Source organism: Methylobacterium sp. WL6 (genome assembly GCF_008040095.1).
Taxonomy (GTDB): domain Bacteria; phylum Pseudomonadota; class Alphaproteobacteria; order Rhizobiales; family Beijerinckiaceae; genus Methylobacterium.
Genome location: NZ_VRVH01000319.1, coordinates 1 through 4,960, shown reverse-complemented (window position 1 = coordinate 4,960; position 4,960 = coordinate 1). Strand labels below are relative to the sequence as shown.

Sequence of the window (4,960 nt, the reverse complement as noted above, 5' to 3'; positions counted from 1 at the left end):
GAGCGGCAGGCGGGCGGCGAGCCGGCGCAGCGCCTGGGCATCGCCGACGGTGCGGGACGCGACCGCGAGGGCGTCGGCGAACGGGCTCGGATCGATCGGCACGAGCGGCCCGCCCAGGCCCGCCGCGGCCGGACGCTGCAGGTCGATTCCTATCCGCTCCAGGGCGCGTCGCAGGCGTCCGAGATCGCTCGCCGCCCGCTCGGTGATGCGGTCGAGCCCGAGCACCTGCGCCGCCGCGAGGCCGTCGAGCCGCCCGGCGAGGGCCGCAACCTGCAGGTCGGTCTCGCGCGCGCTGCGACGCCCGGGCCTTGCCTCGACCCCGCGCAGGCCGAGATCGCTCTCGCCCGCCGAGGATGGGGCGGGCAGCGAACCGGTGGTCGGCGGATCGATCGGGTCGGACGACGCGTCGTCCGGCCGCGCGAGGCGGGCGAGCACGGCCTGCCGCCGCTCCAGATCGTTCTGGCGCGCCGTCAGCCCGTCGAGGCGCGCCGCGACGGCGACCTGCGCCTCCGCCCGCGCCGAGCCGCCGCGGTCGAGCTCGGCCCGCAACGCGGCGAGGCGCACCTCGTAGGCCGTCTGCATCGCGCCCTGCCGCGCGACGAACCCGGCGAGGATGTCGTCGTGGAACACCACCAGCCCGCTCGCGCCGGCGGCCCACAGGCCGGTGACGAGAAGGGCAGCGGCGAGAAGGCGGCTCCTGCGGTGCGGAAGGCTGGCGGAAGGGGTCATCGATTCGGGCCCGATGCCGAGGGCGCCATCGAAGGCCGACAGGGTTAAGAAACCGAGAACCCTCATGCCTCCCGCGGGATGCGGGATCGGCTCAGGGGAGGGCGCGGGCGGCCTCGAGCACCTCCTCGGCATGGCCCGGCACCTTCACCTTCGGCCAGATCCGCGCGATGCGACCCTCACGGTCGAGCAGCATCGTGGTGCGCTCGACGCCCATGTACTTGCGCCCGTACATGCTCTTCTCGACCCAGACGCCGTAGGCCTCGAGCATCGCCTTGCCCTCGTCGGAGGCGAGCGGGAAGGCGAGGTCGTGCTTGGACGCGAACTTGTCGTGGCTCTTCACCGGGTCGGGCGAGACCCCGATCACGACGGCGTCGGCCGCGTCGAAGTCGGCCAGCCTCGCGTTGAAGGCCTGCGCCTCCAGAGTGCATCCGCTGGTGTCGTCTTTCGGGTAGAAGTAGAGCACGATCTTGTGACCGACGTGCTCGCCGAGCTGGAGCGTCTTGCCGCCGGAGCCGGGAAGGGTGAAGTCGGGAGCGCGTTCGCCTTGGGCGAGGGGCATCGTGCCATCCTTTCGGCCGATTGATGGTGTGCTTTGGCGCGGTGCCGGACCATCCGATGCCCGCGCTTCGGGCGCGAGAGCCGGACACGCTCCGGAAACGCGTCGTCACGAGGTTGCGTCCTAGAATGAGCGCACGTTGCGAAACAGCGGACGCGCCGATGCAAGGTCTTCATGCCTGAGGAAGAGGCCCGGCCTGAGGATACGCCCGGCGGCGGGCAGACGCGCAAGGCCGTTCGTTGCTGGACGCGGCGCTGCCTGTGGACGGCCGCCGCCCTCGTCGTCGCGCTCGGCCTCGGCCTCGGGGGCGGGGTCATGCGCCTCGCATACGGGCCCCTGCAGATCGACGGCCTGTCGGCGCGGGTGTCGTCGGCGCTCGCCGACCGGATCGGGCCGGGCTGGCGCATCAGCCTGCGCGACAGCACCCTCGAGCTCGACTCCGAGAACGCCCTGGCGCTGCGCGTCAGCGGGCTCGACATCCGCAACCCGCAGGGCGCCCTCGTGGTCCGCGCGCCGCTCGCCCTCGTCAGCATCGATCCCTGGAGCCTGCTGAAGCTCGCGCCGACGCCGCGCTCGATCGAGTTCCGCGACGTGCAGATGACGGCGCTCGTCCACCGCGACGGCTCGATCGCCTTCGCGGCCGCCGAGCCGGCGCATCCGGGCGACGCCTCGCCGCACACGCCGCCGAGCGTGGATGCGGCGCGCGGCATGGTCTCGCCGCTCTCGGCCGCAACGGCCTCGATCTTCGGCGTCGTGCTCGACTCCGCCGGCGTCGTCGGCGCGCTCGACCGCGCCCGCATCACCAATGCCCGCCTCACGCTGATCGACGACGACGCCCGCGAGCGCGCGGTGTTCGAGCACGTCAACGGCCTGTTCGGCCGGGACCCGAACCAGGACGCGCGCCTGTTCGAGCTGCGCATCGACGGGCCGCACGGGCAATGGCGCTTCGGCGGCACCCTGCGCGAGGCCGGCGGCCCGCGCCGCACCGGCATCATCACCCTCGACGACCTGCCGGCCACCGACCTGCTGCTGCTCTCCGGCCAGTCGAAGCTGCCGATCACCACCGACCTGAAGCTCTCGGCGCGGGCCGACGTCGCCCTCGACGGCGGCCGCATCGAGGCGATGAAGGCGACGCTGCGCACCAGCGACGGCACCTTCCTCGTCGAGGAGAAGGACTTCAACCCGGTCACCGTCGAGAGCCTGAAGGCCACGGTGAGCTGGGACGAGACCGCCCGGGTGATGACGCTCGACGGGCTCGACTACCTCGGCGCCGGCAACGCGGTGAACCTCACCGGCACCTGGGCCGTGGCCAAGCCGGGCGAGGATTTCGCCTGGACCGCGACCCTGTCGAGCCGAAAAGCGACGCTCCGGGGCGCCGCCCCGAAGGACAAGCCGATCACCATCGCGGCGATGGACGGGCACCTCACCGGCCGCGCCGGCGGCGTCGCGATCGACAGCTTCGCGATGAGCGGCGACGGCATCCACGGCAACATGTCCGGCACCCTCGGCACCACCGCCGACGATGACGGCCTCACGCTCCACGTCACCGCCAGCGACAGCGAGGCCCGCACGGCGCTGCGGCTCTGGCCGGAGAACATCGCGCCGGGGGCGCGCAACTACCTCGTCGACGAGCTGCGCGCCGCCCGCATCGAGGCGGTCGACATCACCGTCGACATGTCGGGCGCCGAGCTCGCCGCGGCGACGCGGGGCGACCCGATGCCGGACAACGCGGTGCATATCGACTTCCGCGTCTCGGACGCGACGCTCGAGGTCTCGCCCGACGCGCCGCCGCTGACCCGAGGCAACGTCGCCGGCACGATCACCGGGCGCTCGACCCGGATCAGGAACGTCACCGCCGACATCCGCATGGCCGACGGGCGCGCGCTGAACATCACCGAGGGCGCCTTCGTCATCCCGGAGATCTCGCCCGACAAGGTCGTGGCGGATATCGGCCTTCGCCTGTCGGGCGGCGCAGACGCGCTGGCGGCCCTGCTGCAGACCAAGATGTTCAAGGCGCTGTCGGGCGTCGATCTCGACCCGTCGACCGTGAAGGGCCAGGCCGACCTGCGCATCGGCTTCCCGCTCGACCTCAAGCACATCCCCGACCTGCCCGACCTGCCGGTCAGCGTCTCGGGCACGCTGAACGACCTCGCCGTCGACAAGGTCGTCGGCAAGGACAAGCTCGAAGCCGGCCGCTTCGCCGTGACCTACGATCCGCGCGGCTTCACCCTGAAGGGCGACGCCAAGCTGTCGGGCGCGCCGGTCTCGATCGACATGCATCAGGCCAAGACCGGCGGCACCGGCGAGGTGCTGGTGAACCTGACCGTCGACGACGCCCTGCGGGCGCGCAAGGGCCTGCCGACGGCCCCCCAGCTGAGCGGCCCGATCGCGGTCAAAGCCACCATCCCGCTGGTCAAGGCCGGCGCCACGAAACCCCCGATCCGGGTCGAGGCCGACCTCGCCCGCGCCGGGATCGACGGCCTGCTGCCCGGCCTGAGCAAGGCCGCGGGCAAGGCCGGCCGCCTGACCTTCACCCTGGTCGATACCGGCCCGGGGATGGACCTGCGCGACATCGCCCTCGATGCCGGCTCGACCACGGCCCGCGGCAGCGCCTCGATCACCGGCGAGGGCGGCCTCGAGCGGGCGGACCTGACCAACCTCAAGCTCTCGCCCGGCGACGACATGCGCGTCACGCTGGATCGCAACGGAAACGGCTACCGCGTCGCGGTGAAGGGGGCGGTGGCCGACGCGCGCCCGTTCTTGAAGATGCTGACCGCGCCCGAAGGCAAGTCGCAGCGGGACGCCAACCCGAAGGACATCGACGCCGACATCCAGCTCGGCATCCTCACCGGCTTCAACGAGGAGGCGCTGACCAGCGCCAGCGTGAAGCTGTCCATGCGCGGCAAGGACGTGCGCTCGGCGGCGATGAGCGGCAAGTTCCGCTCCGCCCCCTTCGTCGCGAGCGTGACCAAGGGCGAGCGCGGCACGCCGACGCTGGCGATCGAATCCGGCGATGCCGGCGCGACGCTGCGCTTCGTCGACGTCTACCGGCGGATGTACGGCGGCCGGCTCAATCTCGGCATCGTGCTGAGCGACGGGCCGCAGGCCGGCGTGGTGCAGATCCGCGAGTTCGCGCTGCGCAACGAGCCGGCCCTGTCCAGCATCATGGCCCAGGGACCGGAGACGGTGGAGACCGTCGATGCCCGCGGGCGCAAGCGCACGGTCGCGGGCCAGGGCAGCGCGGTCTCGTTCGACCGGATGCGGGCGAACTTCGTCCGCTCGGGCTCGCGCGTCGACTTCTCCGATGCGGCGATCTCGAACGCAGCGATGGGCTTCACGCTGTCGGGTTTCCTCGACACCGCCCGCGAGCGCACCGACATCAACGGCACCTTCGTGCCGCTCTACGGCCTGAACAACATCGTCTCGCAGGTGCCGCTGATCGGACCGCTCCTCGGCGGCGGCCACAACGAGGGCCTGTTCGCGGTCAACTTCCGGGTCTCGGGCAGGCTCAACGCGCCGGACGTCAGCGTGAACCCGCTCTCGGCGGTCGCGCCGGGCTTCCTGCGAAAACTCTTCAGCGCGGGCGGCGGCTCGAACTTCGCCGACGGCGTGCCCCCGGCGGTGCAGGGCGACCGCTGAGGCGGCCGATCCGCCGGCGGGCGGCCTACTCCGCGG

2 protein-coding genes and 1 pseudogene are annotated in these 4,960 nt (G+C 72.3%); 1 reads left to right on the top strand and 2 read right to left on the bottom strand.

Annotated elements, in window-relative coordinates:
- Positions 1-729, bottom strand: a pseudogene (locus tag FV230_RS24520) (M23 family peptidase); the annotation flags it as partial.
- Positions 730-820: 91 nt separating this feature from the next.
- The gene (locus FV230_RS24515; RefSeq protein ID WP_147844252.1) at positions 821-1,288 is read right to left on the bottom strand and encodes a peroxiredoxin; all 468 of its coding nucleotides are present in this window, start codon (positions 1,286-1,288) and stop codon (positions 821-823) included.
- A gap of 312 nt (positions 1,289-1,600) precedes the next feature.
- Between FV230_RS24515 and FV230_RS24510 the strand changes: the two genes are divergently transcribed.
- On the top strand, positions 1,601-4,924 hold the full coding sequence (locus FV230_RS24510; protein ID WP_246694984.1) for a DUF3971 domain-containing protein: 3,324 nt from the start codon (positions 1,601-1,603) through the stop codon (positions 4,922-4,924).
- Positions 4,925-4,960: the final 36 nt, after the last annotated feature.